Below are 25,969 nucleotides of genomic sequence, written 5' to 3'. Positions count from 1 at the left end.
GGTCCCGGTGATCAGCCGCCGCGGGCAGCCTTGACGATCTGCATGAAATCCTTGGCGCGCGCCGGATCGACCGGGTTCCAGGTATTGCCGTCGACCTTGAGCGACGATCCCACGATGCAGCCATCGGCAATCTTGAGGATGTCGGCCACCGTGTTGTGCCGCACGCCTGTATTGGCCAGAACCGGGGTGTCGGGCAGTTTGGCCTTCACGGCCTCGAGGTCGTTCATTTCGGCCGCTTCACCGGTGATGGCGCCGGAAACCAGAACGGCATCGGGAATGGAGGAGAACACGGCGGAACGGGCGCGGTCGGCCAGAGGGCGCCTGTCGATGGAATCGGCAAACTCTGCGGACACGTTGTAAAGCATCACCAGATCGTCGCGGCCGAGACGGTTGCGGTAGCGCAGCGCCTCGCCGGCGTTCGGCGTCCACGGCCCCATGTCGGAAGCGTAGGTCCCGGTGAAAATCTCGCGAACAAAAGAAGCACCGGTCGCCGTCGCAAGCGCCACGGTGCTCATCGGATCCCACAGCACGTTCACGCCGAACGGCTTTTTGATCTCGTCGCGAAGCCGGCCGATGACATAGGCCATGGCAGCGGTGGAGGCGATGTCGACCTTCAGCTCATAGGGGCGGTCGTTCTCGTTGCCGAACATCACCGCGTCGACATCGGCGTCCTGCAGGGCGATGAGATCCTTGCGCGCCGCGGCGACGATGCCATCGATGCCGGCATCCGCCCGGTAGAGCGGAGAACCGGGCATCGGCATCAGGTGCACCATCGAGATGATGGGCTTCTTGTCGCCGAAGAGCTGCTTGAACTTTGACATTCCGTGCCTTTCTTTCTCCTGGTCGGCCCTTGCCCGTCAGACGAGCCTGATGACCGGTATCAATTCCCGGTAGGGTGCGACGAGAGCCTCGCCGCCCCTGTCGGTTATGAGTTCGTCAATGGCCTCGAGCCCGCAGACTTCAGCGAAGGCCCGCTTGCCGAATTTGCTGTGATCGGTGATGGCGACGATCCGTTTCGCGCGCGACATGGCGATCCGTTTCGTCTCGGCTTCATCGAATGTGGCGGTGGTGATACCGTTGTGGTCGAGAGCGTCGGCGGCGAGAAAACAGATATCCGCCTGGATGCTTGACAGCGCCTCTTTGGCCCAGTTGCCGACGAGGCTGAAATAGCCGTTTCGCACCCGGCCGCCGACGATGTGGACTTCGGTTGCCCCGACAGACGCGGCCTCCGCCACCTTGAGGTCCATCGTGACGACGGTGGCGCGTCGCCCTGCGAGGGCCCGGGCGGTTGCCAGAGCGGTTGTGCCGGAATCCAGCAGCGCCACTTGCCCGTCGAGCAGCATGGCGGCGGCCGCTTGCCCGATACGGTGCTTCAGGTTCTGGTTCTGCCTAATCTTTTCGAGGAAAAGCGGCTCGGTTCCGTTTTCTCCGGCTCCGCGCGCGACCACTCCCCCGTGGGTTCTGGTGACAACGCCGGCCTGCTCGAGAACGGCCAGGTCGCGGCGCACGGTTGGAAGTGAAATACCCAGATGCGCGGCGAGGTCCACGGTGCTCACGCGCCTGCGCTCGACGATGACGTCGATCATCTGCTGTTGCCGCTTCTGCGGAAATCGATCGCGCATGATGCCTCCCTGTCATGATCGTTAATGATCGAATTGAAGGGAGTCAATGCATAGCGATCAAAAATGCATATGCCTTTGAACCAGTGAAACCTGTGTTCCTGGCGGAGCGCTCGACATATGTAGACGGGTTGTCCGTCCATCGCCGGGAGGTCGCCCGTGCCGCGTCATGTGGAGCCCGGCCCCTTGCGGGCCACGCAGAGCCGGCCAGACTGGCTTGCCCTCGTGTCGGTCAAACCGGCGGTCGGTCAGAAACCGCTTCGAGGTCATTGCAGACGGGTCGAGCCCTTGCCTGCCGGGGGGCTGCGCTGGCGAACGGCAGCTATGCAAACGCCGCGATCCGAAATTCGCCAGTCCGCGCGACCCCACTTCAGGCCCCGGCATCCGGTTCCGCGCTGCTCGTTATCGACCGGCGGAAAACCTGAAGTGCAGCGATGAGGCCGGCGGTGCGTATCCGCCGGCCAACACTGCACTACGCTCAATAGGCGTAGCGCTGCTCCAACTCATCGAACATGTTCTTGCGCACCATGCGCTGGCGCTCGAGGAAACTAGCCACCGGCCCGCCTTCGTCCATCCTGCCGGTGTCCTTGAGCTGTCCGAGCGCCTGCTGCATTCCGTAGACGGCAGATTGCAGGGCGACATTCGCATAGAGCACCAGCGAGAAGCCCATCTCGCCCAGTTCGTTCAGGTCGAGGATCGGCGTCTTGCCGCCGACGACCAGGTTCACGAGTTGCGGCGTGCCTTTCAGAGCGGCTGGAATGCCGCGCATTTCGTCTGCCGATTGCGGTGCTTCGACGAAGGTGATGTCGGCGCCGTCCTCGATGAAGGCGGCGGCGCGATCCAGCGCTTCATTGTAGCCGTGGGTGGCGCGGGCGTCAGTCCGTGCGACAATGAGGGTGTTTTCATCCTGCCGTGCGTCCACCGCCGCGCGAATGCGGGAGCGCGCCTCTTCCAGCGGAACCACTTCCTTGCCGGAAAAATGGCCGCACCGCTTGGGCGTCTTCTGATCCTCGAGCTGCACCGCGCTGGCACCCGCGCGCTCGAGCGTACGGATCGTGTGACGCACGTTGAGCGCATTGCCGAAACCGTTGTCGGCATCAACCACGATGGGCAGTTCGGTCGCGTCGCGGATGGTGGAGGTGTGCTGCGCAATCTCGCTGAGGCCGACGAACCCCATGTCGGGCATGCCGAGATAGGTGTTGGTGAGCCCCGCGCCGGACAGATAGATCGCCTCGAACCCCTGATCTTCTATGACGCGCGCCGCAAGCGCGTTGGCCGCGCCCGGCATGAGAATGGCGCGGCCCTCCAGGATACGTCGTTTGAAGGCGCGGTTGATTTCGTGGTTCAGCATGAAGCGTGTCTCTTTCGTCAGTCCTGTTGGGCAAAGGGGTTTGCGGCGGGGTGCGGCACGTAGATGTGTCCGTCCATCAGGCGCCGCTGGGTGCGAAGGATGCGCGCGACGCTGATGACGCCGCTTTCGGGGTCGCGCGTCGCCCCCACGGTGACGATGCCGCTCGGCGTGCCGATGCGCAGGTTCAACGGATCGGCGCCCTTCGAGATGCAGGCGTTGACAACGGACCCGTCAACCACGGCGGCGCAGGCAAGGGCCAGCGCGCCGGTCACCGGAACCGCCCGATGCGCCTGGCCGGCCGAGATCATGCGGATCTGCAGGTCCTGGGCCTCCGCCGGATGGGTTTTGCCTGAAAGGTCCTTGTAGGCGGCGGCGGGGCCGATCATTGCCACCTTCGGCGTGGCGATGCGCTCCGCCGCCGCCTGGAGATCGGCCGTCAGTCCCATGATGAGAGATGCCTGCCGCCGGATGTCTTCAAGCCGCGCCATCAGCGCCGCGTCCTCGTCGATCGCACCGGGATGGCTGCACGTGTCGCCGGCAACTTCGCCTGCCGCAACAAAGACCGAGGGAACGGCGGCGTCGATCATTGTCACGCGCGCCTTGCGGCCATCCTCGAGCGTCAGCACGTGCGAGGCCTGCCCGTCAGGCAGGGCGCCCCGCCCGAACGTGTCGGAGGGATCCAGAAAGTCCAGCGCGACCGGCGCGCCGGTGCCATGAACGCCGGGAACGGTCGCCGCTCCCGTCACGACCGCGCGGCCGGCCGACACGGCAAAACGGGCGAGGATCACCTTGCCGGAATTCGTGTTGTGGATGCGGACCACGGCTTCGCCGTCCCGTGGCCCTTCGACCAGGCCCTCGTCATAGGCGAAAGGTCCCATGGCGGAACTCATGTTCCCGCAATTTCCGCTGAAGTCGACGGTATCGTTGTCCACGCCGATCTGGGCAAAGGTATAGTCGATGTCGGCGTCGTCACGGCTGGCCGGGCCGACCACGCACACCTTGCTGAGCGAGGAGATTCCGCCGCCCATGCCGTCGAGTTGCCGCTTGTTGGGGTCCGGACTTCCCATAAGCGCGGCGAAGAGATGCGGCCAGGCCGCTTCGTCCTCCGGCAGGTCCTGGCGCTTCAGGACAACCGCCTTGGAAGTGCCTCCACGAATAAAGGCCGCCGGGATGCGTTTCTGGCTCATTCCGTCTCCCCGGCGGTCTCGGAAAGCTGCGCCTCGAGCGCGGTCCAGCTGTTGCGGATGTGCCGGCGCATCAGCAGGCCGGCCACTTCGGCGTCCCCGTCGGCGATCGCCGTCGCGATGCGCTTGTGCTCGTTCAGTGCCTCGGCCCCGCGTCCGACGACGTTGCGGTGCTTGACGCGCAGAAGCGAGAGTTGCGGATAAAGCTCGCGTGCCAGATAGCGCAGGATCAGGGGGTTCCCGGCCATTCGCGCGACAACCATGTGAAAATCGCGATCACCGCCGCCTTGCAGGTAGGCGCCTTCCGGATGCGCCGCGATCTCGCCGGCGTGCTGATCAAGCAGATCGCCAAACCGCGCCGCGGTTTCAGGCGCCGCCCTGGAGGCCGCGAGCATTGCCGCCTCGGCCTCCAGGGCGGCGCGAATTTCATAAAGTGCCCGCGCGTCCGCACGGCCCATCTCGCGCACCCGCGCACCGCTATTGGGAACAATCGTCACAATGCCGGCTTCGCTCAGCAGGTTCAGCGCTGCGCGCACCGGTCCCCGGCTCACCGCGAACCGTTCCGCCAGTGCCACTTCGCCAAGACGCGCGCCCGAGGGGAGGCGGCCTGCAAGGATGTCTTCCCGCAATTCGTCAGCCAGTCGCTCGGCGGCAAGGCCGCGAGATTTATCCATTATTGTTGACAATTTTTATCTCCGGAGACGATTTTCCGAAATTCGAAATTCGCGACAGCCCGTAAAATCCTTAAAAACCATCGACATGTCAACAATGTTCAATCTCTTGACATGAGAAGTCGGGGCGGGATAACTCTGGGCCTCTTAAAATTGAACTACAATATGACAACCACAAAGTCTGGGAGGACGCTTGTCCATGAGAAAACTCGCAATCGCCGCAGCCGCGCTCGGCCTGTCGCTGGCCGCAGCGCTGCAGCCCGTCGCAGCCACCGCCGAGGAGGCCTGGCCGCCGCGCAAGATCACTTTCGTCGTGGCGCTTGGACCGGGCGGTTCGGCGGACCGCACGGCCCGCGCGCTGGCGCAGCGCCTCCAGGAGGAACTCGGAACGCCGATCTCGGTGGTCAACCAGAAGGGTGGCGGCGGCCATGTCGGCCATACCTATTTCTCCCAGATGCCGGCGGATGGCAGCTATTTCCTCGCCACGTCGATCCATCCCTACATTTCCAACGCGATCCTGCGCTTTGACGCGGATTATTCGCTGGACGACTTTGCCTTCATCAATGGTCAGTGGAACGATCACGACCTCTTCGCGGTCAATGCCGAGACGCCGTACAAGACGCTTGCCGAGTTCATGGCGGCAGCCAAGGCCGAGCCCGGCAAATTGAAGGTTTCCGTGGTTCCGGGGTCGACCGGTGCCATCAATCTCGAGCTGGCGCTCGAAGCCTTTGGCGTCGACAAGAGTGCCGTTAACGTCGTGACCTACCAGTCGGGCGGCGCGGCACGCACCGCTGTGGCCGGCGGGCAGGTCGACATGACCGTGCTTGCCGCCGACGGCACGCTGTCGGTGGCGGAATATGTGCGCCCGCTCGCGCTGGCCGCCGACGAGCCCAGCGAAGACTGGGATGCGCCGACCCTCAACGCCGCTCTCGAAAAGAACGGGCTCGCCGCCGTCCCCGTGCTGGCCGGTTCAATGCGCGGCCTGGCGGCTCACGCGGCCTTCAAGCGGGACCATCCCGAAGCCTTCCAGAAGATGGTCGCCGCCTACAAGGCTGTTCTCGAAGACGAGGAGTTCGTTGCCGGCCTCAAGGCGCAGAAAATCGGCACGGAGTGGCTCGGGCCGGAACGTACCACCGGGATCATCAAGTCCAACTTCGAAGTGCTGAAGCGCTTTGACACCAAAGAGTAGGCAGCAAAGCGGGAGCATCGGCTCCCGCTTTCTTTCTCGACCCTGCAGGAGCGAGGGACGGACATGACCACGAGATTCCCGGCCACGCATGCCGCATTGCTCGGCATTGTGCTTGCCATATCAGGCTTCATACTCTGGAGTGCCGTGTCCGCCTCCACCTCGCTCAACAATCTCGTGGTGGTCGCGCCGGTGGCGGCTGTGCTCGGCGTGCTCCTGCCGGTCATCCTTGCGAGCGCGTTGCGCAAGCCCGCGCGCGAGGATGTCGGGAGCGGAGCCTGGGGCGATCTCCTTCTGCTTGCCGGCTTCAGCGCCTTCTGCCTTGCGCTCACGCATGTCGGTTTCGATGTCGCGACCTTCGTCTTTGTCTGGGCCGGGGTCGTGATGAGCGGCGGGCGCGGCCTGTGGCAGCCGCCGCTTTACGCCGCGGTCTTCACTGTCGTTCTGGTCAAGGGGTTCGGTTCGCTCTTCCCTTACCCGATGCTGACGCTGGTGTTCTGAAATGATCGACCATTTCGCCCTTTCCCAGGCCTTTGGCCTGCTCTTCGCCAGCTTCGAGCCGTGGCTGTGGGTCATCCCCGGCCTGCTGATAGGCCTGATTTTCGGCTCGATCCCGGGCCTGCAGATATCGATGGCCATGGCCGTCTTCCTGCCTGTCACCTTCGGCATGGACTTCCTGCAGGCCATGCTGTTCCTCACCGCGATCTTCACCGGCGGAGCCTACGGAGGTGGCGTAACGGCGATCCTGATGAACATTCCAGGTTCATCCTCGTCGATCGCCACCGCTTTCGATGGCTACCCGATGGCCCGGCAGGGCAAGCATAACGAGGCGCTTGGCCTTGGCCTCGCCGCGTCGGTGGTGGGGGCGTTTGTCGGCTATGTCCTGCTGCTCCTGCTTATCAACCCGCTGGCCGCGCTGGTGCTGAAGGTCGGCCCCATGGAGATGGTCGTCGTCGTCCTGTGGGGGCTCACCCTCATCGCCACGCTCAACGACAGCAGCCTGTCAAAGGGACTGCTTGCGGGGTTTTTCGGCCTGATGCTGAGCCAGATCGGCATGTCGACCACCGGCGTCATGCGCACCTCCGTCGGCAATCCGCATCTGCTCGACGGCATTTCGGTCGTGCCGGCAATGATCGGTATTTTCGCGGCCTCGGAGCTTCTGCGGCTGCGCGGCAGCGCCTATCTGGTCCAGGACGAAGCGCAGCGCGACATCGCATTTTCCAGGATCCTGCGCGGCGTGGGCGAAACCTTTCGCTACCCCGGCGTACTTGTTCGCGGCAGCCTTATCGGCGCGGTGATCGGGGCGATCCCCGGCGTCGGGTCCTCGGTTGCCAATCTGGTGTCCTATGGCGAGGCCAGGAGGACATCCAGAACGCCCGAGATCTTCGGCAAGGGTGCGCCTGAAGGCGTTATCGCGGCCGAATCCGCCAACAGCAGTTCGGAAGGCGGCTCGATGACGGCGCTTCTGGCGCTCGGCATTCCCGGCGGCGCGGCAACGGCCGTGCTGCTCGCCGCCTTCTCCTTTCACAACATCGTCGGCGGTCCGTCCTTCATTCGCAACCAGACCGATGTGGTCTATTCGATCATTCTCGGCAATCTGGGGCAGGTCCTGTTGCTGGCCGTCATCGGCCTGCTGATGCTGCGGGTTCTGGGAATGGTGGTGCGGGTTCCTCTCGCCTATCTCGTGCCAAGCGTTCTGGCGATGTGCGCCTGGGGTGGCTACGGCATCACGGGCACGGTTGCAGGGCCGCTGACCGTCGCCGCGTTCGCGGCCCTTGGCTGGCTGATGCGTTGCAACGACTATCCGGTCGCGGCAACGGTGATCGGTCTGCTGCTTGGTCGGATGATGGAAGGGGAGCTGGTGCGCACCCTGCAGATTTCCAACGGCCAGCCGCTCAACTATCTCTTCGAGCGGCCGATGGCGCTTGCCCTGTTCGTGTTCATGCTGATGGTTCTCGTCGGCGCGCCGCTGCTCAAGGCGCTGCGCCGGCGCAAGCTCCAGCAGGCCGGCCGTTGAGCATGCTCGCCTCGCCCGCCATGCGCGGCGCCGCGACGATTGGCATCGGGGCGGCGGGCGGTTTCGCGTTCTTCTTGTTGAACCTCCCGCTGCCGTGGGTCCTCGGCAGCCTTTCGGCTTCCGCTCTCGTTGCGCAGGCGTCCGGGTTTGGCCCCGCACTTCCCGCGAGATGGCGAAGCTATGCGATGGTTGCCATCGGAACGATGCTCGGTGCGGGGTTCACGCCCGACGTCATCGCCCGCTCGGGCACGTGGATCGTCAGCCTCCTCGCCATGGCGCTTCTGTCATTGGCGTTCGGCCTTTTCGCCTATGCCGTCTTCCGGCGCTGGGGAGGCATGAACCGCGAAACAGCGCTCTTCGCGGCCATGCCCGGCGGCCTTTCCGTGGTGACGATGCTGGCCGAGCACTACAGGACAGAGGCCAATCGCGTGGTTCTCTGCCACACGGCGCGGCTGGTGGTGCTGCTTGTGTCCGCCCCGCTGCTGATCCAGTGGATATCCGGCATCGATCTTGCCGCGGCGAACCGGTCGGCCTTCGAGGCTCCCGAAGCGTTCGACCTGCTCGAGCATGGCAAGCTTGCCCTTGTCGCCGGCGCCAGTTGGTATATCGCCACGCTTGTCCGCTTTCCCTCGGTGATGCTGCTTCTGCCGCTGGTGAGCTCGGCGGTCCTGCATGCAAGCGGGCTGGTGACGGTTCATGTTCCGGTCCTGCTTTCGATCCTGGCGCAGATCGTCATCGGTTCCGGCGTCGGCGCCCGGTTCGCCAGCTACACCTTGCGACAGATAGTCCGCGACGGCTGGCTGGCGGGGCTCGTGGGCATCGTTCTGGCCGCGGGGTCCCTTGCCGCGGCTTTCGTCGTTGCGCCTCTTGCCGGTGGCGATGTCGCGCCCCTGTTCCTGGCCTATCTGCCGGGCGGCGCGCCCGAACTCGGTGTCGTTGCGCTGGCACTGATGATCGATCCAGCGATGGTCGCCGCGCATCACGTATTCAGGGTTTTCCTGATCGTCGCGATCCTGCCCTCTGCGGCAAGCCGCGTGGCAGGAGATCACGGCCGTCGTCCATGAACGCCGGATGCTGGGCCAGGGGCAGTTCAAATCAGGGAAGAAGGCGTCCCAAAACCTAGGGGCTATTCAGCGGTCATTGATCAGCCAGCTTTGCGAGAAAGCGCAAAAGGCTCGCCAATCGGTTGATCATGAAAGGTTTTTCCAGAAGTTGAATGTTCGGTGCGTTGTGCCACGCCCGGGGAAGACGTCCGGGACTTGCCGTGGTCACGATGATGCCTCGCAGGAGCTCCGAGTTCTTCATGGTTTCTGAGATGAGCGCCTCGGTCGTGTTCCCCCGGCCCAAGTCGAAATCCGTGATGAAAAAAAACGGTTCGCTCTGCCGCGCCAACGCCTGCCTGGCCTCGCGCACGGAATGGCAGGCCGTTACCGAGTTTCCAAGCCGCTCAAGCAGGTCTTTGGTCGCTGAGTGAACTTTGGTGTTGTCCTCAAGCAGTATCAGGTTGCGCCATTTCAGGCCGTTGTCCTGCCTTGTACTGGGTGAGGGAAGCGCCCGGGCCGGTGCATCTGCCTTTGGCAGCTGAAACCGGAACTCTGTGCCCCCGTCTTGTAGCTTCCGATGCATCATCTCCGTATTCATGGCTTTCGTCAGAGCAAAGCAGATCGAAAGCCCCAACCCGTAGTGCTGAACCGTGTGTTCAACGGCCCTTGCCGCTTCTTGCGAAGGGGTCACAGACAATCCGGGCCCCTGGTCCGCAACGAGAAAGACGACTACGTCGTCCTCGACTTCACACCGCACGAGGGTCGAACCGTCTCGGCCATAGTCCAGGGCGTTGACAAGCAAGTTGCTCAGCACCCGGTAGATCGCTTCGGCATCTCCAAGCGCAAACGTATCCGGCGGCGGAAAACAGAGCTGCAATTGTGCCTTGGCCGACGTGGCACGGGGTGCGAACTCCAGCTCCATTCGCTGAAACAACTCGTTGAGATCAACAGGAACACTGATCGCGGTGAAGGTTCCGGCCTCCAGTTTGGAAAGGTCGAGAATGGAGTTGAACATGTGGCTTGTCTCGCGGGTCAGCGCGGCCAGCTGGTCAATCGTCTGGCGTGAATTCCTGTCGATGGAATTTCGATCAATGCCCCCGAGCAACAAGCCCATCGCATGGATCGGCTGGCGCAGATCGTGGCTTGCCGCCGCCAGCAGTTCGGACTTTGAGCGGTTGGCCTCCTCGGCATCCGCACGCGCTTCCGTTGCGGCCACATTCAACGCCACGAGCCGTGCTTCGCGTTCATTTATCGTATCGCGGAGGGTATTGAAGGATATCTCGATCATGGAGATTTCATTCAATCGCTCCTCAGGCCTGGCTGCGTTGCCTTCCCCCACATACTTGTTGATCTGGCGCGTCAGGCGCTGAATGCGGGCAACCACATTGCGGTCGAGATAGAAGAAGATCGAGATTGCAATGGATGCGAAGACCAGGAAGCCGACAAGGATCAGATAGGCGCTGACGCGCATCTTTTCACGGATAAGCGCGCTTCGGGCGTTTGCGCTTTCGTTCAGGGTCGCGGAGCTCAACCGGGTCGCATCGGTGAGAAGGGAAGACAGTTGCGCGTGCCGGCTCAGCCGGCCCTGGATCGATTTTTCGACACGGGTTTTCTCGCGGCCTGTCGCAATAAGATCCGTGACGAGCAACCGGGGCTCCGGCGTCAATCCCGAACTGGCCATGTCGTCCAATGCAGCGTCGAGCCGCGAGAAATCGACAGGTAGGCTCGCCTCCTTCAAGTCTCTGAGGAAAAAAAGGTATTTCTTCTGCAGGCCGGGTGGAACGCTGGATCGGCTTGCTTCTTCCGCCAGGCCGGCACGCGTCTTTTCCACCTCGATGCGCCGGGCAATCAGATCCGTAAGGACAATAAGATTGTCCGTGAGATCCGTGAGCCAGTCGTCGATCCTCGAAAAATCGGTTTTGTTCAGGCCGAGGTTGCGGACTTGCAGTCTCAGGCGGTCGATTGCCTGGATCTGGTCGGCGATCTGAATGCGAACAGTGCCGAAGGCGCTTTCCGAATGAGCGAGTGCCAGTTCGACTGCCTGGCTGCTCAACCCGGAAACCGCACCGTTCATCTTGATCGAGACATCGGCGCGAGGCAGGTCGATCGCGACGAGCCGATCGAATTCCTCGCTGTAGGAACGGATACCGAAGACGGCAATGAAGCCGATCGCAAGCGTCCCGAGCGACATGCACAGCAAGGACAGAAAGACGATCCTGCCGATGCCAATCTGCGACTGCTGCATATCAGTGACTTACTGGTTCTTCATCGGCAGGGCATACATCAGCCCGCCATCGCGCCAGAGCCTGTTCAGCCCGCGCTCCAGCCCAAGGTTGCTGTCGGAACCCAGGTTGCGGGCAAAAATCTCGCCGTAATTGCCCACTTGCGAAACCGTTCTCCGGGCCCAGCCTTCAGGCAAGCCAAGTTGCCGGTACGCCGGAATCTCCAACCTTTCAAGCACGTCAGGAGGGCTTGCCCGATAAATGCCCTCGGCTTCAGCGAGAACAAGGAGGTTAACAACCCACCGTATGATCTGTTCCCATTGTTGATCGCCATCGCGCACAACCGCGCTCAGGGGTTCATTTGCGAGAACGTCCTCCAATACTACCAACGACTTCTCATCCAGGCCGTGCATGGCCACCATGATAAGGAGATCACTGCTGTCGCTGGTGACGGCGGTGCACTCCTGCCCGAAAAAGGCGCGCCAACGTCCTGCTTGCGATGCGATCTCGAGGATCTCAGCATCAACTTTCTGGGCATCGATCGCCTTCCTGATGTTTAGAATGCTCGTCGTTCCGGCATTTGCGCAAATGGTATGGCCGGCAAGATCCGAGAGCGTCCTGGCCTTTGTGCTCGCATGGGCGAGAATGCGCTGCTCGTCAAAATAAGTGATGGCAGGAAATTCAAAGCCAAGCGCGACGTCGCGCTCCATGTTGAAGGTCGTCGTGCGAAACAGAACGTCGATATCACCGCTTCTAAGGGTGCTCAGGCGATTCAGGCTGTCCAACGGAACAAACTCGACGGCCTCCGCATCGGCCAGGGTTGCCGTTGCAACCGCGCGGCAGAAGTCGACGTCAAATCCCGCCCAGCTGCCATCCACCTGCTGCGTCGCAAAGCCGATGTCACCGATGCCGACGCCGCAAATCAGATAGCCACGGTCTATCACGTCCCTGAGGGTCGAGCCTGGTTCCGCGGACAGGCACTGCGGTGCGGCGACCAGAAGAAACGCAACGGATCGGAGGAAGCTTCGCAACGCAGAGATCATAATCTCGAACCTCAAGCTTGGGCGGAAATATCGCTGGCGCGGTAGCCTTGCGCGAAAAGCACTGCAGTCAAGTCGCTATGCACGACATTGAAGTCGACCACATCGCGGAGCACGGGCTTGCCGTTATAGCTCGCGGAAAGACCGGCGACCTTCAGCATGTCGATGTCGTTGGCGCCATCCCCGATTGCGCAGGCGTGCTCAGGCGAAACACCGAGATCGCGGCAGGCCCTTTCCAGAACCTCGCGCTTCGTACCGGCTGAACAGACGGGGGGAACAAGGTGACCCGTCAGAAGCCCGTCCTGAACGGCAGGCTTGTTGGCAATGACTTCGTCAAACCCGCAGGCTTCCTTGACCCTCTGTGCAAAGACGTCGTAGCCGCCGGTAACGAGAACAGTTCTTGCCCCTGCCTTCTTCATGCTTGAAACGAGACATTTCGCACCTGGAGTAAAGCGGATCCTGTCACAGAGCCGGAGCAACCGGTTTTCAGGCGTTCCGGCAAACAGCGCGGTTCGCGCGGCAAGAGAGCGAGTGAAATCAATCCGGCCGTTCATGGCAAGGCTGGTGATATTGGCGACCGCCTCGCCAAGGCCAAGTTCCTCGGCCAGGAGATCCAGCATCTCGTCCAGAATGATCGTCGCTTCCATGTCGGCAACCAACAGCTTTTTCTTTTCAAGCGGTTTGTGCGTGATGAAAAGGTCGATTCCAAGCGTCGCCGCATGCTCTGTGAGAGACCGGACCGACGCGGTGTCGAAGCTGCGTTCCAGTTGAAACAAGGCGGCCTGCCCGACCGAGAGCCACTGAAAGTCCTGCGATCCGATGGCCGTTCCCAGGTCGTTGAACGACGAAACGCCGCGTGACGGGCACCCGATAGCAACCAGATTTGAGTTCATGCTTGATCCTTTAGACCAAGGGTGTCCTCAGCTTGCGATTGCAGACTGAACCCTCGAAGTTATTGCGGTCCGTCAAGGTTCATTTGGGAGCTTTGGCGGAGCATCTGTAGTTTGTATCAACGCCGGCCTACGTGCCATTCGGCATGAAGGCCTACACAGCGCGCAATCTTCCGGCTTTCAGACTTCCCATAAGGCTCTGATTTTATAGCGATATATCAAACCTCATCCGAAGGTACCAATCCTCTTGGAGGAGCGTGTGGCCCGATCGCGTATCCACGCGGACGCAAGCTCGTCCTCACGGCGGATACTCGACGCAGGGCTTTCATCTCTATGATTTCAATCTGGGAGGAGGGGTTTTAAGGCTGCTTGTACGCGCCGGGAAACAAAAATTCAGAACATATACTTGCAAAAACCAATTCAAGGCGGAGGAGAGAGAAATGAAGACAAGGATCATGGTGCTTGCTGCGCTTGCAGGAATCGCATCGGCAGGTGCGGCCCATGCCGGCACCTTGGAAAAAGTGCGCGAGGCGGGCGTGTTGGCATGCGGTGTCAGCGAAGGCGTTCCCGGCTTCTCCAACCCGAATTCCGAGGGCCGCTGGGAAGGGCTGGACGCGGATATCTGTCGTGCTGTCGCGGCGGCCGTTCTGGGGGATGCAGATGCGGTGCGCTTTGTTCCGCTCTCCTCCAAGCAGAAGATCCTGGCGGTCTCGAGCGGGCAAGTCGAGATGACCTCTCGCACCACGACCTGGACGATGAAGCGCGATGGCGCCGAAGGCGTCGACTTCACCCAGGTGACGTTCTTCGACGGTCAAGGGTTCATGGTTCGAGCCGGGTCCGGCATCACGACGGCGGCGGGTTTGAACGGCGGAACCGTCTGCGTGACAACCGGGACGACGACCGAGTTGAACCTGGCCGATTTCGCTCGGACGAAGAACATCCAGATCGAAGCGGTCGTGTTTGAAGGCAAGCGCGAAGCGGTGGAAGCCTATCTGACGGATCGATGCGATGCCCTCACAACCGACGCCAGTCAGTTGGCTTCGTTCCGCATGAGTTTCCCCGATCCGGGAGCCCATACCATTTTGCCGAACCTGATCTCGAAAGAGCCCTTGGCTCCGCTCGTGGCGCATGGCGACAACAACTGGAAGGACATCGTGTCCTGGACGGTCTATGGCCTGCTCGCCGCGGAAGAGCTTGGCGTCAACTCCGCAAATGTCGACGAGATGGCGGCCGGTTCCTCGAACCCCGACGTTCAGCGCCTGCTCGGCAGTTCTGTCGACACAGGCAACTTCGTCGGACTGGGCCCAAGCTGGATGAGGGATGCGATTTCGGCAGTCGGGAACTATGGCGAAATCTTTGATCGCAACCTGACCAGGCCGCTCGGTCTCGAACGCGGCGTGAATGCTCAGTGGAAAGACGGCGGCCTGATGTACGCCATGCCGATCCGCTAGGCGCACGAGGAACTGATCAAGGACAAGGCGCGTCGAAGACGTGCTTTGTCCAGCCTCGCCATTGTTCAATGGAAGTAGTGATGCCGTTCAAAACAAAGTCGAGATCAGCCGCCCTGAGCGGGCAGAACATGGCGAGCATTCTGGTTCAGATTGCGGTACTCGCCCTTGTCCTCAGTGGTGTGTACTTTCTCTTTCAGAATACCCAGGCCAACCTGACTGCTCGCGGTATCGAAAGTGGTTTTGCATTTCTCGGGCATGAGGCAGGCCTGCCGATTGGCGATAGTCTCATCGAATACAATCCCACCAAAAGCTACGGTTATGCTTTCCTGATAGGTATTCTGAACACGCTCCTGGTATCCGCGATCGCCATCGTTCTCAGCACGATACTCGGGATTTTCGTGGGTGTTGCGCGCGTCTCGCCCAACTGGCTCCTGGCGAAAGTGGCGGCGATCTATGTCGAAACGCTGCGCAACATCCCGTTGTTGCTGACGCTGATCTTTGTCTACACGGTGGTCATCGGATCTCTACCCCATCCAAGGGCCCCGATTTCTCCGGTCGAGGGCGTGTATCTGACCAAGCGCGGTGTCTTTGTGCCGCGCCCTGTGGTGGAAGACGGGTTCATCATTTTCTTGCTGGCGGTCATGATCGCCGGAGCGATCTCGATAAGTTTCTGGATCTGGGCAAGAAATCACAAGAAGACAACCGGCAGGTCAGTTCCTGGATTTCTCGGCGGGTTAGGTATTTTCTCCGTGATCTCCACCCTTGCCTTCCTGGCAACGGGGGGGGCGATAGGGGCTGAACTGCCCACCTATAGCGGGCTCAACTTCGTCGGCGGACTGACACTCAAGCCGGAGTTTGTCTCACTCTTGGTCGGGCTGGTTCTGTATACCGCCGCCTATATTGGCGAGAACGTTCGCAGCGGCATTACCTCGGTGCATGCAGGCCAGATTGAAGCTGCCAATGCCTTGGGAGTTTCTCGGGGGATCGTGACACGTCTGATCATGCTGCCCCAGGCCCTGAGGGTCACCATTCCCGCGACCACGAATGACTATGCGAGCCTGGTGAAGAACAGCTCGCTCGCCGTGGCTATCGGCTTTCCCGACATGGTGTCGATCGGCGGAACCATCATTGGGCAGAATGGGCAAGCTATTGAAATCATTGGCATGTGGATGGCAGTTTATCTGACCATCAATCTTCTCATCTCGCTTGCAATGAACTTTCTGAACTCGCGTGTCCAGATTGTCGAGAGGTAGAATATGTACCCTGCAATGCGTTCGACATCCGCAGACGTCTTTCAGCCGACCGTCGCGCGCCCGGCGCCCGGTGGCAATATCGGAATGCTTAAATGGCTACAGGAAAATCTGTTTAGCGGATGGCTTAACAGCTACACGTCGCTCGTTCTGATCGGCTTTGTGCTCTGGATCCTTCCCGAGATATTCAGTTGGCTCGTGCTCGATGCGACGTTTGTTGGCGACGCAGTCACATGCCGCCGGAGCACGGGTGCCTGTTGGCCGTTCATCCTCGACAAGTTTCCGGTGCTCATGGTGGGCGTCTACCCTCAGGAGTTGCTCTGGCGTCCTGGATTGGCCTGTCTCGCGCTGCTTGTGTTGGCCGGGGTCACCTACACGGATCGCCTCAAGGGCGCTTCACTGGTTATCGCCTGGTTGCTGCTGCCGGTTTTCGCTCTGGTCATGATCGGCGGCGCCTTCGGCATGGTCGAAGTCGAGCAGTCGCTCTGGGGCGGGCTCATGCTGAGCGTACTGTTGGCGCTCGTGGGTGTTATTGTCTCCATACCATTGGGTGTTCTTCTGGCGTTGGGGCGTTACTACGGTTCCCCTTTGATCAAGTCGTTGTGCATTGGCTTCATCGAACTCGTCCGCGGCGTTCCACTGATTACCATCCTCTTCATGGCCTCCGTGATGATGCCGATGTTTCTGCCGCCCGAAATGGTCATCAACAACCTGATGCGCATTCAGATCGGCATGATCTTCTTCTCGGCGGCCTACATGGCGGAGGTGGTTCGCGGCGGTCTGCAGGCAATTCCGAAGGGGCAGACCGAAGCTTCCCTGGCCCTGGGTGTTTCACCTTGGAAAACCATCGCTTTCGTCGTTGTGCCGCAAGCGTTGCGCCATGTTCTTCCGCCTCTGATCGGCCGTTGCATCGCCTTGTTCAAGGATACATCGCTAGTGATCATCGTTGGACTTCTAGATTTTCTCGGCATGATCAAGAACTCGGCCTTTGATCCTGAGTGGCTCGGGTTCCAGAAGGAAGCCTACTTCTTTGCTGCCTTTGTGTACTGGCTGATTTGCTACGGCCTTAGCCTGTATGGACGCGCGCTTGAAAACCGCGGAGCCAGTGGCGCTCGCCGCTAGGCAACATCCTTAGGAGACTCCCATGAGCACCAGAATCGAAAGCCAGATCGCCGAAGACGAGTCCGTTATCGAGATGCGGCAGGTCAACAAGTGGTACGGCAACTTCCACGTTCTCAAAGACGTCTCGCTCTCCGTGAAGAAGGGTGAGCGGATTGTGATCTGCGGCCCTTCCGGGTCCGGTAAGTCCACGCTGATCCGTTGCATCAACCACCTGGAGGAGCATCAGGAGGGCACGATCACGGTCAACGGCACGATCTTGAACGACAAGCTCAAGAACATCACGAACATCCGCCGCGAAGTCGGCATGGTCTTCCAGCAGTTCAACCTGTTCCCCCACATGACCATCCTGGACAATCTTTGCTTCGCCCCTGTCTGGGCGCGCAATATGCCGCGCAAGGACGCCGAGGCAACCGCCTGCATGTATCTGGAGAGGGTTGGTATTTCCGAGCAGAAGGACAAGTATCCGGGGCAGCTGTCCGGCGGGCAGCAGCAGCGCGTGGCCATCGCCCGATCGCTTTGCATGAACCCTTCGGTAATGCTGTTCGACGAGCCCACTTCAGCGCTTGATCCTGAGATGATCAAGGAGGTTCTGGATGTGATGATCGAGCTGGCGGAGTCCGGGATGACCATGATCTGCGTCACCCATGAGATGTCCTTCGCCCGCATGGTGGCGGATCGCGTCATTTTCATGGATGGCGGCGAGATCGTGGAAGAAAATACGCCCGGGCTTTTCTTTGATGCGCCGAAGATTGACCGAACGCAGAAGTTCCTGAGCCAGATCCTGTCCCACTAATCCTTGCTTCCTCCTGGCGCGGCGCATCGCTTTTGCGGAGGTGTTGCCATGGGTGTTTCAGGTTCTACCGGAGGGCATTTCGATTTCCAGCACCGCAATTCTAGTTCAGATCCTCGGTTCCGTCGCCCTCATGCTTTGGGGTATTCGGCTGATCCGGACCGGTATGATGCGTGCCTTCGGGGGATCCCTGCGGCACGCCCTGGGGGTGGCCACCAATGGCAGGTTCATGTCCTTCGGCGTCGGTGTGCTCGTGACGGTCTTTGTTCAGAGCAGCACTGCCACGGCCATGATCGTTGCTTCTCTGGCGGCCAAGGGAATGGTTTCTGCGCCTGCTGCCCTGGCTGTGATGCTCGGTGCGGATGTCGGGACGTCGATCGCCGCCCAGGTTCTTTCGTTTGACCTGTCTGTTGCGTCTTACGTCCTGGTCTTCATCGGGTTCTTTGCCCACTCGCAATGCACCGATCATGTCAGACGGCAGCTGGGCCGTTGCGTGCTCGGACTGGGCCTTGTGCTCTTGGCGCTGTCGCTGGTGCGTTCATCGTCCACGCCCTTGCGCGAGTCCGCGTTGCTTGTCGAAATACTGACAACTCTGGAGAATGAAACACTTCTGACATTGTTCATTGTGGCCGCGATTACATGGCTGGTTCATTCGAGTCTTGCCATGGTGTTGCTGACGACATCGCTGTTCGTGGCGGGGGTTATTCCCGTCAAAATGGGGATGCTGATGGTGCTCGGTGCGAATATCGGGGGAACGATTCCGGCGATTGTCGCGACAATGAACGCAAGCATTGCGGGCAAGCGGGTGGCGATCGGCAACGCCGTGTTCAAGCTGACCGTCTGCCTGCTGTCGATCCCCTTCCTGCACCTCGTCGTGGAATGGCTGGCGCCTTACCTGCAGACGCCGGGCGCCCTGGTCAATTTTCACACAGGTCTAAATTTTCTGATTGCTGCTCTTTTCTTGCCTTGGGTCGGCGTGTTTGCACGGCTGTTCGAGCGAATGATACCGGACACCTCCCAACAGGAGGCAACGCCACTTGCCCGCTATCTCGACCGGAGCTTGCTGGATTCCCCGACATTGGCCCTTGCCAGCGCGTCGCGCGAGTTGAACCGGATTCCCGATCAGATTGACGACTCGCTCCTGGCGCTCGCCGCAACCATCAAGTCGGATGACCTGGCCGGCGTGGAGATCGCCAGACGGAACCATACGACGATCTCTTCTACGTTGGACCTGCTGAAATTCTACGTTAGTGACGTCACTCGCGGCGATATATCCGAAGAGGAAAGCAGTCGCGCGATGAATATCATGCTCCTGTCATCCAATCTGAGGCACGTTTCCGATCTTGTATTGAATGCGGTCATCTTGTGCGAGGCGCGCATCAAGGACCAGGCGCGCTTTTCCAACGAAGGAAAGCAGGAGCTTCTCTGTTTGGTGAATATCATTCAGCAAAGCCTTCGATTGACACTGGTCGCGGCCTTGCAGGGCGATACCCAGATCAGGAAGAACATAAACCGGCAACGAAAAGAGCTCGATCGACTTGTCGAGATCAGCTGGCAGGAACATTTCCGTCGCCTGAGCGACAACAATCCGTCAGCAGTCACGACCTCGGCAGTACATGGCGAGCTTCTCCGCGATTTCGCCCGCATCTTCTATCATATTCACGCAGCATCGAAGGTAATCGTATGACGTATACATCGGTGTTTGATATCTTCAAGATCGGAATCGGCCCTTCATCGTCCCATACAATGGGACCCATGATTGCCGCCAATCGTTTTGCTGCGGAACTGGCTGAGAAAGAAGTGGTATGCAATCCGAAGTTCAGAATAACCCTTCTTGGATCTCTTGCTTATACCGGTCGAGGCCATGCCTCCGACAAGGCGGCTGTGTGGGGTCTTTGCGGCTTGTCACCCGAGAGTTTTGATCACGCGGCAGCGGAGAAGGTCTGGCGAGACATTTCTGACAGCGGGCGAGGCGTGCATCCAGCCGTCGGGCCTTTCGAAATCGATCTCAGGAGCGGTGTCGTCTTCGACACGATCGTCAAACCGCGATGGCATCCCAACACGCTGACATTCGAGGCGTTTCGAGAAGACGGCAGCCTGGCGCTTTCACGGTCCTATGTGTCGATTGGCGGTGGCAGTGTCGTCGCCGAAGAGGACGGACCGGATTTCCGCGACGACGGTGCCTCGGGCGAGCGCAATGACGTTCCGTTTGCTTTCCAGAACGGCAAACAGCTCCTCGATATCTGCGCGGCGTCTGGTATTTCGATATCGGAGGTGATGCTGGAGAATGAAACAAGCCTGCGCGGGAACCGCGATATCGCCGAGGGACTGGATCTCATTTGCGAAGAGATGTTGTCGAGCATTTCGCGCGGTGCGTTGCAGACGGGCGTGCTGCCCGGCGGACTGCAAGTCAGGAGCAGGGCGCAAGCGCTTTTCAGAGCCCTGGAGGTCAACCCGTCCGCGCCTTTCCACGCGCAGGATCGCCTGCTCGCCTATGCTCTCGCGGTGAACGAGGAGAATGCCCGAGGAGCACGGGTCGTGACCGCGCCGACCAACGGCGCCGCCGGCGTTGTGCCTGCCGTCCTGCGATACTGGCTGGACGAAGCCCCGTCGGACCAGCATCCTCTCAGGCGAAGCTATCTGCTGACGGCGGCTGCCATCGGGGCGATCATCAAACGAAACGCTTCCGTCAGCGGTGCTGACCTGGGCTGTCAGGCCGAGGTCGGAAGCGCCGCGGCCATGGCTGCGGCCGGCTATGCGGCTGTCTGCGGGGGAACGCCGAGGCAGGTCGAGAATGCTGCTGAAATCGCGCTCGAGCACCACCTGGGGCTTGCCTGCGATCCGGTCATGGGGCTTGTGCAGGTTCCTTGCATCGAGCGCAATGGCCTTGGGGCCATCAAGGCGGTTGCTGCCGCACGTTTGGCGCTCAGCGGCGACGGTGACCATGTCGTGCCCCTGGACGCCTGCATCGAGGCGATGCGAAACATTGGTAACGATATGCATGAGCGCTATAAGGAAACTTCACAAGGCGGATTGGCCCTCTTCGTGACGGGATGTTGACGCCACCCCTGGCCGGGTCGATTGGATACTATGGTAAAGATACTCATCGTAGACGATCATTCGGTCATTCGCTCGGGCATGAAGGCCCTGCTTGAAATTGAGGTTGACGGAGCGTCTGTTTTCCTGGCTGCGTCCATCGCAGAAGCCTTGCAGACTGTGGAAGCCTCCCAACCTTTTGATCTTGTGCTTCTCGATCTCAAGCTGCCGGATGCAAACGGGTTTGAAGGGCTCAATCGCCTGAAACAGGCCGATCCCGCGATGTCGGTGGCGCTGATTTCGGGCGAGGAGGACCGGGAGACGGTCAACCGCGCGCGCGCCGAAGGGGCCGATGGGTTCATCCCGAAAACCGCCGATCCCAGGGTGATCGTCAATGTGGTCGAGTTGCTGCTGACCGGCGAAGTTTTTTTCCCGCGTGTCCTGTTCGACGGAGAAGCCGTGTCGCCCGGACCTCTCCCCGAGGCAGGATCCCGCCCGGAACGGCTTGACCTCACGAAGCGCCAAACCGACGTCTACAGCTTGGTCGTCGCGGGACTTTCGAACAAGGAAATTGCCCGAGACCTTGAACTGACCGAAAGCACGGTCAAGACGCACGTTGCCGCGATCCTGCAGAAAGCCGGCGCAACCTCACGCGGAAAACTGATTGCACGATCGAAGAACTTGACAGACCGATATCGAGCTTGACCTGCTTCTGCTTGAGGGCATGCCGCGAACCCGGGCCGGTCCAGGGTCGTCGCCAAAGCAGTTTGCCCCATATGCGGCCGGTGTGCCGCATTGCCGCCGAGCTCAGGGTCCAGCCAGGCGTAGCTCTGCTCGAGTTTGCGTTCCTATCCCGACTGTAGCGCCAGGTAGCGCAGATGCTCCGGCCTGCGGACGCTTTCCCGACGCACTGCGATACCGGCGTCGGCCATGCCCTGGGCAACTGCCTGCAGAGGCAATGCCTGCCAGCGCTCTTCGGCTTCGTCCGGGATCAGGCAGTTGTCGCCCCAAGGCGCAAATACCCGTTCCGGTCGAAGCGGAAGGGCACGGCAAGACGGAATGGAATCGCATTCAGGGGAGCGGACCGGCGTTGCGAGGCAGGTCCTGACCTCGCCAGGGACGGCTGTGCGGCGCGTATTGTTCAATCCGTGGGCCAGGCCAGCATTGCCGCGTCGACGATCATCTCGAGCTTTTCCGCGGATGCGCCGTCTCGGGCCTGGATCGACAATCCCTCGAGAACGGTGGTGTAGAAGGCGGCAAGCCGGTCGAGGTCGGCGGCAGGTGCAAGGTCCCCTTCCGCAACGCCGCGCGCAAGACGGTCCCTTAGAGCCGCTTCCCCGCTCAGCCGGTTGTCGGAAAGAAACGCACGCACGCTCTTGTTCTCCGGCGCGCCTAGCAGGGAGGCCAGCACAATCATGCAGCCGCGCGGGCCTTCGTCGGCAACATAGGCGCGGGCATTGGATCGAAGCATGGTCTCGACAGCCTCGCGTGTCGTGGTGGCTGCGCCGAGGCTCTGCGAAGTTGCCCGGCCTTCGAGGCGGTCGTAGAGTTCGACGGCCTCCCGGAAAATTTCTTCCTTGCACCCAAAGGTTGAGTAGAGGCTTGGCTTGTTGACCCCGGTGGCGTCGACGAGGTCCTGGATCGATGTGCCCTCGTAGCCTCGTGCCCAGAAGGTTCGCATGGCCGCAAGCAGAGCCGTGTCTCTATCAAACCCTCTCGGGCGCCCGATTGTCTGGGCAGGGGCTGATTTCGATCGGTTGCCGGGGGTCATTATTCCATCATCCGAAGACCTGCCACGCCGATCACGATCAGCGCCAGAAACAGGAGCTTCGTTGCGGACATGTGTTCGCCAAGAACGAACGTCCCGAAAATCGCCACGCCGAAGGCTCCGATACCCACCCAAATAGCATAAGCAGTGCTCACTGGAAGATGCTTTAGCGCCAGGCCGAGCAGAACGAGGCTCAGCATGGCAATGCTGACACCGATCAGGCTTGGCCAGGGCCTTGTGAACCCGTTTGCCTGTTTCAGCGCCAAGGCCCAGACGATTTCCAGCGCACCGGCCAGAACCAATAGTCCCCAAGCCATCTCAGTCCTCACTCTTTTCCGGCCGCTAAGGTTTGATCCCCAACGGCCTCGCCCGCTGCGCCACGGGGCTCGACCGGCCGCCTCGATGGTGAAGACTTCAAGCCCGGTGAACGGCCATCGCCTCTCGGCGCATGCCCGCGATGCATGCGGGGTCGTATCGGGGGAAGCCGTTGCAGGTCACGACGTCCGCCAGCCGACACCCGCCGGTTTCCACATGACCGGCGCGTTGGATCCGGCGGGTGCCCCGGGTGGAAAGCGGGCAACAGGCGCGGGGCGATGAACGCCACCCGGGCGTTGCCCGATGCGCCGCTATGCGGTGACGCCTCCATCGACAGCGAGCGATGCCCCGGTGATGAACCGGCTTTGAGGGCTTGCCAAAAACCCGACGGCGGCCGCGATTTCCTCCGGCCGGGCGTAGCGCCTGATCGCCATCAGCTCCAATTCTGCTTCCGCCGTCGGACCGTCGGCGGGGTTCATATCCGTGTCGGTCGATCCCGGATCGACGATATTGACCGTGATCCCGCGTTCGCCAACCTCGCGTGCGAGCCCCTTGGTGAAGCCGATGAGCGCCGACTTGCTCATCGCGTAGAGCGTCACTCCCCCATACGGCACCCGTTGGGCAAAGCAGGAGCCGATGGAGACGATGCTCCCGCCGGCGCCCATATGAGCAAGCGCGGCTTGTGAAGCCACGAAGACCGCCCTCGTATGGATCGCCAGTGTGTCGTCTATTTCTTCCGGCGTGGCGTCCTCGATGGGGCCTGCGTAGAAGACGCCGGCGCTGTTGACGAGAATGTCCAGTCGGCCCAGTTCCCTGGCGGTTTGCTCGACGGCCTCTCGCAAGGCGGCCGGATCGCGGCTGTCCGCCTTGATCTTCAGCATTCTGGTTCCGGCCGAACCGAGCTCCCGGACGAGATCTTCGGCCGCCTCGTCGGATGCGGTGTAGGTAAAGGCGATATCCGCCCCTTCCCTTGCGAGCCGCCGAACGACGGCGGCCCCGATGCCTCGCGATCCCCCGGTGACGAGCGCTGCCTTGCCTTTGAGTTCCACTGTAATGTCTCCTTTTGTACCGATCATTTAAAAAACCTATGCGACCATCCTTGGTCGGTCAATCAGTTTTATACCGATCGGTTAAAATTAGTTGGAATCGAGAAGCGATCCCGGCTCACGGCCGGCCATGACCATGCCGGCGGGACCGGTCGCACACGGGCGACCGTGACCGGGTTGGGAGCGGAGAGGCGCGATTTTCCCGGTGCGCGGCGCTTGCCGGCGGATCCGGGGTGAAACTGACAAGGTTCCCCCGCCATCCGGTTCGCGGATCCTCGAACCCCTTCGCCGTCAAGGGGGCGAGAGGCTGCGTGAAGCTGGAGGACGGGTGCCGGCCGTTGTCGGCCGCTGCCGTCAGCTTCCGTTTCCGGCGGCCAGCGGCTTCCGGTTGTCGGGCATGATGTGCGAGATGATGTTCAGCGCCGTCTTCGCCACGTGCTTCTTCATCGCCTCGCTGGCACCATTGCCATCGTTTTTGAGGATGCAGTCGACGACTTCCTGATGCTCGTCCCGCGACTGAGAGACACGGTCTTCGGAGAACAGGAAGCGGGCGTGGAACATGGAAAGCCGGTTGCGGACATCGAGCGTGATGTCGCGCAGCGCATCGTTGTGGCACGCGTCATAGATCGCCCGGTGCAGCGCGTGATTGGCCTCCGCATAGGCGCTCATGTCATGGAGCCTGATCGCTTCCTGTCCCTGGGCATGGAGCATGCGGATATGTTCGCGCTGCACCGCGTCCGCGCGTAGCGCGCAGTATCTGGCACAGAGCCCCTCGAGCTCGCCCAGGGCCTCATACAGATTGCGCAACGTCGTCGTGTCGATCGTCGCCACCGCGAAACCGCGACGCGGCTGCTGCTCGATCAACCGGGTCGAGGCGAGTTCGCGCAGGGCATCGCGAATGGGGCTGCGCGAGACCTCGAAGCGGTCGGCGAGCGACTGCTCGTCCAGCCGGTCTCCCGGCATCAGCTCGCCCTTCAGGATCTCCTCCGAGAGGACGTTGGCAATCTTCCGGCTCAGTGTGCTGCTCGCCATGGGTTTCCGCTCGTTACGACAGCGATCGATCGAATTCGATCACACAATCACGACCTGCAGGACAATAGCAACATGTCGCTTGCGCTTCCAGCGATAAATGTCGACATTAAACTATCTTTGTACGCAAAATGAGGTTTGCGGATGATCGTTCTTCACCACGCTTGGGATTCCCTGCAATCGTTCAAGGTGCGCATGTGCCTTGCCGAAATCGGAATTCCGTGGGACGGCATCGCTCTCAGCCTGACCGATTTCGACCATCTCAAGCCGACATATCTTGCCGTCAACCCGGACGGGCTGGTGCCGGCGCTGGAGACGGGCGAGGGGGTACTTGCCGAATCCTCGGTCATCAACGCCTATCTCGACGAGGCCTTCAACGCCTCCCGGCTGCAGCCGGTCGATGCCTTCGCCCGCGCGCGGATGCGGTGGTGGTGCCATCACGAGGATACGGTCGTGCATCCGGCGATCCGGCCGCCGACCTTCAATCTCTACATCAAGCCGCTGCTGGCGGGCTTGTCGGCGAAGGCGCTGGAAGAGAAGGTTTCCGGCCATCCGCAGCCGGAGCGCGCGGCGACCTACAGGGCCGCGGTCTCGGCGCCTTTCGACGCGGCAGCCGTCATCGCGGCCATCCGGAGCCTTGACCGCACCATGTTTCGCATCGACCGGGCCGTCGCCGGAAGCGGCTGGCTTGCCGGGGATGCGCTCTCGCTTGCCGATATCGCCATGGCCGCGGCGGTCGAGCGCCTGGAGATGCTCTGCCTTGACGGTCTCTGGGACAGGCATCCCGGCGCCCGGTCCTGGTCGCGCCAGGTGGCGGGCAGGCCGTCGTTCACGCTCGCCCGGGAGCCGGAGACGCCCGGAAAGCCGTCGCCGGTCGATCCCGCGCTGGTGCGGGCGCTTGTGACCAAGGCATTCGTCTAGTTGATAACGGAATACAAA

24 protein-coding genes are annotated in these 25,969 nt (G+C 61.2%); 12 read left to right on the top strand and 12 right to left on the bottom strand.

Going from position 1 to position 25,969, the window contains the following annotated elements; all coding sequences use genetic code 11:
• Positions 1-11 precede the first annotated feature (11 nt).
• The 5 genes from ACQY46_RS22930 to ACQY46_RS22910 form a co-directional block, all read right to left on the bottom strand.
• Positions 12-821: a BtpA/SgcQ family protein gene (locus tag ACQY46_RS22930; protein WP_428698272.1), complete on the bottom strand. Its 810-nt coding sequence runs from the start codon at positions 819-821 to the stop codon at positions 12-14.
• Between the two features lie 36 nt (positions 822-857).
• Positions 858-1,622 carry a DeoR/GlpR family DNA-binding transcription regulator gene (locus tag ACQY46_RS22925; RefSeq protein ID WP_428698271.1) on the bottom strand — a complete coding sequence of 255 codons (765 nt, stop codon included), beginning with the start codon at positions 1,620-1,622 and terminating at the stop codon, positions 858-860.
• 475 nt (positions 1,623-2,097) lie between these two features.
• A complete protein-coding gene (locus ACQY46_RS22920; protein ID WP_428698270.1) occupies positions 2,098-2,970 on the bottom strand; it encodes an isocitrate lyase/PEP mutase family protein in 873 nt (290 codons plus the stop codon).
• Between the two features lie 17 nt (positions 2,971-2,987).
• Positions 2,988-4,157: a PrpF domain-containing protein gene (locus ACQY46_RS22915; RefSeq protein WP_428698269.1), complete on the bottom strand. Its 1,170-nt coding sequence runs from the start codon at positions 4,155-4,157 to the stop codon at positions 2,988-2,990.
• A complete protein-coding gene (locus tag ACQY46_RS22910) occupies positions 4,154-4,840 on the bottom strand; it encodes a GntR family transcriptional regulator (RefSeq protein ID WP_428698268.1) in 687 nt (228 codons plus the stop codon). Before ACQY46_RS22910 ends, ACQY46_RS22915 begins: the two co-directional genes overlap by 4 nt.
• Before the next feature lie 184 nt (positions 4,841-5,024).
• Here ACQY46_RS22910 and ACQY46_RS22905 point away from each other — a divergent pair, with 184 nt between their 5' ends.
• The 4 genes from ACQY46_RS22905 to ACQY46_RS22890 all read left to right on the top strand — a co-directional run bounded on the left by ACQY46_RS22905 (position 5,025) and on the right by ACQY46_RS22890 (position 9,092).
• Positions 5,025-6,014, top strand: a complete 990-nt coding sequence (locus ACQY46_RS22905) for a tripartite tricarboxylate transporter substrate binding protein (protein WP_428698267.1) — start codon at positions 5,025-5,027, stop codon at positions 6,012-6,014.
• Positions 6,015-6,077: 63 nt separating this feature from the next.
• Entirely contained in the window at positions 6,078-6,512 is a 435-nt protein-coding gene (locus ACQY46_RS22900) for a hypothetical protein (RefSeq protein ID WP_428698266.1), read from the top strand.
• A 1-nt stretch (position 6,513) separates the two neighbouring features.
• The gene (locus ACQY46_RS22895) at positions 6,514-8,028 is read left to right on the top strand and encodes a tripartite tricarboxylate transporter permease (protein ID WP_428698265.1); all 1,515 of its coding nucleotides are present in this window, start codon (positions 6,514-6,516) and stop codon (positions 8,026-8,028) included.
• Between the two features lie 2 nt (positions 8,029-8,030).
• Positions 8,031-9,092 carry an AbrB family transcriptional regulator gene (locus ACQY46_RS22890; RefSeq protein ID WP_428698264.1) on the top strand — a complete coding sequence of 354 codons (1,062 nt, stop codon included), beginning with the start codon at positions 8,031-8,033 and terminating at the stop codon, positions 9,090-9,092.
• Positions 9,093-9,165: 73 nt separating this feature from the next.
• Here ACQY46_RS22890 and ACQY46_RS22885 read toward each other — a convergent pair whose 3' ends face one another.
• From ACQY46_RS22885 to serB, 3 genes are read right to left on the bottom strand one after another with little or no spacing between them, the layout of a single operon-like run.
• Positions 9,166-11,316: an ATP-binding protein gene (locus ACQY46_RS22885; protein WP_428698263.1), complete on the bottom strand. Its 2,151-nt coding sequence runs from the start codon at positions 11,314-11,316 to the stop codon at positions 9,166-9,168.
• A gap of 9 nt (positions 11,317-11,325) precedes the next feature.
• Positions 11,326-12,336: an amino acid ABC transporter substrate-binding protein gene (locus ACQY46_RS22880; RefSeq protein WP_428698262.1), complete on the bottom strand. Its 1,011-nt coding sequence runs from the start codon at positions 12,334-12,336 to the stop codon at positions 11,326-11,328.
• Positions 12,337-12,347: 11 nt separating this feature from the next.
• Positions 12,348-13,226 carry a phosphoserine phosphatase SerB gene (gene serB / locus ACQY46_RS22875; protein WP_428698261.1) on the bottom strand — a complete coding sequence of 293 codons (879 nt, stop codon included), beginning with the start codon at positions 13,224-13,226 and terminating at the stop codon, positions 12,348-12,350.
• A 437-nt stretch (positions 13,227-13,663) separates the two neighbouring features.
• Between serB and ACQY46_RS22870 the strand changes: the two genes are divergently transcribed.
• The 7 genes from ACQY46_RS22870 (at position 13,664) to ACQY46_RS22840 (ending at position 21,577) form a co-directional block, all read left to right on the top strand.
• Positions 13,664-14,674 carry an amino acid ABC transporter substrate-binding protein gene (locus tag ACQY46_RS22870; protein WP_428698260.1) on the top strand — a complete coding sequence of 337 codons (1,011 nt, stop codon included), beginning with the start codon at positions 13,664-13,666 and terminating at the stop codon, positions 14,672-14,674.
• A gap of 80 nt (positions 14,675-14,754) precedes the next feature.
• Positions 14,755-15,927: an amino acid ABC transporter permease gene (locus ACQY46_RS22865; RefSeq protein ID WP_428698259.1), complete on the top strand. Its 1,173-nt coding sequence runs from the start codon at positions 14,755-14,757 to the stop codon at positions 15,925-15,927.
• A 15-nt stretch (positions 15,928-15,942) separates the two neighbouring features.
• On the top strand, positions 15,943-17,046 hold the full coding sequence (locus ACQY46_RS22860) for an amino acid ABC transporter permease (protein WP_428698258.1): 1,104 nt from the start codon (positions 15,943-15,945) through the stop codon (positions 17,044-17,046).
• A gap of 22 nt (positions 17,047-17,068) precedes the next feature.
• A complete protein-coding gene (locus ACQY46_RS22855; RefSeq protein WP_428698257.1) occupies positions 17,069-17,839 on the top strand; it encodes an amino acid ABC transporter ATP-binding protein in 771 nt (256 codons plus the stop codon).
• A 52-nt stretch (positions 17,840-17,891) separates the two neighbouring features.
• Positions 17,892-19,523, top strand: a complete 1,632-nt coding sequence (locus ACQY46_RS22850) for a Na/Pi cotransporter family protein (protein ID WP_428698256.1) — start codon at positions 17,892-17,894, stop codon at positions 19,521-19,523.
• A complete protein-coding gene (locus tag ACQY46_RS22845) occupies positions 19,520-20,896 on the top strand; it encodes an L-serine ammonia-lyase (RefSeq protein WP_428698255.1) in 1,377 nt (458 codons plus the stop codon). The genes ACQY46_RS22850 and ACQY46_RS22845 overlap by 4 nt, the downstream gene beginning before the upstream one ends.
• Before the next feature lie 30 nt (positions 20,897-20,926).
• Positions 20,927-21,577, top strand: coding sequence for a response regulator (locus ACQY46_RS22840; protein ID WP_428698254.1), 651 nt, complete (start codon positions 20,927-20,929; stop codon positions 21,575-21,577).
• Between the two features lie 436 nt (positions 21,578-22,013).
• On the opposite strand, the gene ACQY46_RS22835 is transcribed toward ACQY46_RS22840, so the two are convergent.
• The 4 genes from ACQY46_RS22835 to ACQY46_RS22820 form a co-directional block, all read right to left on the bottom strand.
• Positions 22,014-22,643: a TetR/AcrR family transcriptional regulator gene (locus ACQY46_RS22835; RefSeq protein ID WP_428698253.1), complete on the bottom strand. Its 630-nt coding sequence runs from the start codon at positions 22,641-22,643 to the stop codon at positions 22,014-22,016.
• On the bottom strand, positions 22,643-22,957 hold the full coding sequence (locus ACQY46_RS22830; RefSeq protein ID WP_428698252.1) for a DMT family transporter: 315 nt from the start codon (positions 22,955-22,957) through the stop codon (positions 22,643-22,645). Before ACQY46_RS22830 ends, ACQY46_RS22835 begins: the two co-directional genes overlap by 1 nt.
• A gap of 309 nt (positions 22,958-23,266) precedes the next feature.
• Positions 23,267-24,031, bottom strand: a complete 765-nt coding sequence (locus ACQY46_RS22825; RefSeq protein WP_428698251.1) for an SDR family NAD(P)-dependent oxidoreductase — start codon at positions 24,029-24,031, stop codon at positions 23,267-23,269.
• 324 nt (positions 24,032-24,355) lie between these two features.
• On the bottom strand, positions 24,356-25,033 hold the full coding sequence (locus ACQY46_RS22820) for a GntR family transcriptional regulator (protein WP_428698250.1): 678 nt from the start codon (positions 25,031-25,033) through the stop codon (positions 24,356-24,358).
• A gap of 141 nt (positions 25,034-25,174) precedes the next feature.
• On the opposite strand from ACQY46_RS22820, the gene ACQY46_RS22815 reads away from it, so the two are divergent.
• Complete coding sequence (locus ACQY46_RS22815) at positions 25,175-25,951, top strand: glutathione S-transferase family protein (protein WP_428698249.1); 777 nt, start codon at positions 25,175-25,177, stop codon at positions 25,949-25,951.
• The last annotated feature ends 18 nt before the right edge of the window (positions 25,952-25,969 follow it).

Source organism: Stappia sp., assembly GCF_965276915.1.
In the GTDB taxonomy this organism is placed as follows: Bacteria; Pseudomonadota; Alphaproteobacteria; order Rhizobiales; family Stappiaceae; genus Stappia.
The sequence above is the reverse complement of the archived record's forward strand: the minus strand, read 5'-3'. Positions and strand labels throughout refer to the sequence as shown.

Excerpts from the sequence above, each read along its gene's own strand:
- ACQY46_RS22930 (WP_428698272.1), bottom strand. The coding sequence starts at position 821 with ATGTCAAAGTTCAAGCAGCTCTTCGGCGACAAGAAGCCCATCATCTCG.
- ACQY46_RS22925 (WP_428698271.1), bottom strand. The coding sequence starts at position 1,622 with ATGCGCGATCGATTTCCGCAGAAGCGGCAACAGCAGATGATCGACGTC.
- ACQY46_RS22920 (WP_428698270.1), bottom strand. The coding sequence starts at position 2,970 with ATGCTGAACCACGAAATCAACCGCGCCTTCAAACGACGTATCCTGGAG.
- ACQY46_RS22915 (WP_428698269.1), bottom strand. The coding sequence starts at position 4,157 with ATGAGCCAGAAACGCATCCCGGCGGCCTTTATTCGTGGAGGCACTTCC.
- ACQY46_RS22905 (WP_428698267.1), top strand. The coding sequence starts at position 5,025 with ATGAGAAAACTCGCAATCGCCGCAGCCGCGCTCGGCCTGTCGCTGGCC.
- ACQY46_RS22900 (WP_428698266.1), top strand. The coding sequence starts at position 6,078 with ATGACCACGAGATTCCCGGCCACGCATGCCGCATTGCTCGGCATTGTG.
- ACQY46_RS22895 (WP_428698265.1), top strand. The coding sequence starts at position 6,514 with ATGATCGACCATTTCGCCCTTTCCCAGGCCTTTGGCCTGCTCTTCGCC.
- ACQY46_RS22890 (WP_428698264.1), top strand. The coding sequence starts at position 8,031 with ATGCTCGCCTCGCCCGCCATGCGCGGCGCCGCGACGATTGGCATCGGG.
- ACQY46_RS22885 (WP_428698263.1), bottom strand. The coding sequence starts at position 11,316 with ATGCAGCAGTCGCAGATTGGCATCGGCAGGATCGTCTTTCTGTCCTTG.
- ACQY46_RS22880 (WP_428698262.1), bottom strand. The coding sequence starts at position 12,336 with ATGATCTCTGCGTTGCGAAGCTTCCTCCGATCCGTTGCGTTTCTTCTG.
- serB (WP_428698261.1), bottom strand. The coding sequence starts at position 13,226 with ATGAACTCAAATCTGGTTGCTATCGGGTGCCCGTCACGCGGCGTTTCG.
- ACQY46_RS22870 (WP_428698260.1), top strand. The coding sequence starts at position 13,664 with ATGAAGACAAGGATCATGGTGCTTGCTGCGCTTGCAGGAATCGCATCG.
- ACQY46_RS22865 (WP_428698259.1), top strand. The coding sequence starts at position 14,755 with ATGCCGTTCAAAACAAAGTCGAGATCAGCCGCCCTGAGCGGGCAGAAC.
- ACQY46_RS22860 (WP_428698258.1), top strand. The coding sequence starts at position 15,943 with ATGCGTTCGACATCCGCAGACGTCTTTCAGCCGACCGTCGCGCGCCCG.
- ACQY46_RS22855 (WP_428698257.1), top strand. The coding sequence starts at position 17,069 with ATGAGCACCAGAATCGAAAGCCAGATCGCCGAAGACGAGTCCGTTATC.
- ACQY46_RS22845 (WP_428698255.1), top strand. The coding sequence starts at position 19,520 with ATGACGTATACATCGGTGTTTGATATCTTCAAGATCGGAATCGGCCCT.
- ACQY46_RS22840 (WP_428698254.1), top strand. The coding sequence starts at position 20,927 with ATGGTAAAGATACTCATCGTAGACGATCATTCGGTCATTCGCTCGGGC.
- ACQY46_RS22835 (WP_428698253.1), bottom strand. The coding sequence starts at position 22,643 with ATGACCCCCGGCAACCGATCGAAATCAGCCCCTGCCCAGACAATCGGG.
- ACQY46_RS22830 (WP_428698252.1), bottom strand. The coding sequence starts at position 22,957 with ATGGCTTGGGGACTATTGGTTCTGGCCGGTGCGCTGGAAATCGTCTGG.
- ACQY46_RS22825 (WP_428698251.1), bottom strand. The coding sequence starts at position 24,031 with ATGATCGGTACAAAAGGAGACATTACAGTGGAACTCAAAGGCAAGGCA.
- ACQY46_RS22820 (WP_428698250.1), bottom strand. The coding sequence starts at position 25,033 with ATGGCGAGCAGCACACTGAGCCGGAAGATTGCCAACGTCCTCTCGGAG.
- ACQY46_RS22815 (WP_428698249.1), top strand. The coding sequence starts at position 25,175 with ATGATCGTTCTTCACCACGCTTGGGATTCCCTGCAATCGTTCAAGGTG.